Below are 1,137 nucleotides of genomic sequence, written 5' to 3' on the forward strand. Positions count from 1 at the left end.
CAGAAGTTTCGCAAATTAATGAATAAAAACGGCGTAATCCTTTGATATTTAGAGGTTTAGAAAGGATAATACTCGAAATATGTAAATTCCGATTTTTACTGGAAAAAATTTAGGGTTAAAAAATAGGACCATCCTTTCTATAATTAAATTTTGTGTAACAAAACCAAAAAAGAAAGGATGGTCCAATATGATCAAAAGTCATATAAAAAGAATGTTCTCCTACTTCTCCAGGATATATTATCTTGGAGAAGAAGTCAAGAGGTTAAAAGATGGGAGGATAAAACCCCAAGTGGAAACCTCGACTATAGCATTTATAGTTTTGTTTGCATTTATCTGTGGGCTTAAAAGTTTTAATAGACTAGAGCGTTGGCTGGAGAATAAGAAATTTAAAAAATTATTACCAAGGAGAAAGAAATTACCTCGGATAGATACTATTAGGCGTTCGTTGAGTAGTTTTGATATAGATAGTTTGAATGGCATGCATGAGCATATAGTAAAGACCGCGTTCAGGAATAAGGTATTTAGGAAGGGCACAATAGATGGGCTAAAGGTTGCTGCTATTGACGGAGTGGAGGTATTTGAGAGTACCAAGAAGAGTTGTGAGAGATGTCTTACTCGTGTTGATAAACAAGGAGTAACCCATTATTATCATAAAGCAGTAGTTTGTGCAACTGTGGGTTCTGATCCCCATATTGTATTGGGTTATGAGATGTTAGAACCTAAAAAAGATTGTGATGACAAGGATGAGGGAGAACTTAGTGGGAGCAAGAGGCTTATTAGGAAACTATACAAGCAATTTCATCATTTTGCGGATGTAATAGTTGCAGATGCTTTGTATTGCAGAGCAACATGGATTAAGGAAGTACTTGCGATTGGGATGGATGCAGTTGTCAGGGTAAAAGATGAGAGGTTGCATATTGTAAAAGATGCGTTAGGTTTGTATCAAAGCCGTGAAGCTGACAGGGAATGGGAAGTAGAAGAGGGGAGCAGGAAGAGAATTGTTGTTAGAGCATGGGACGAAGATGGATTTGAAATGGGGGGTATGGAGGAGATTAAGGTAAGGTTTATAAGGTTTTTAGAGGAGATTTATGAAGGGGATAAGAAGGAGCTAAAAGAGATTTGGGTTGTAACCACCAG

1 protein-coding gene is annotated in these 1,137 nt (G+C 37.0%); it reads left to right on the forward strand.

Going from position 1 to position 1,137, the window contains the following annotated elements:
• Positions 1-187: 187 nt before the first annotated feature.
• The coding region (locus JOD02_RS11375) for a transposase family protein (RefSeq protein ID WP_243426533.1) at positions 188-1,137 on the forward strand (950 nt) is incomplete at its 3' end.

This window comes from Caldicoprobacter guelmensis, assembly GCF_016908415.1.
GTDB lineage: Bacteria > Bacillota > Clostridia > Caldicoprobacterales > Caldicoprobacteraceae > Caldicoprobacter > Caldicoprobacter guelmensis.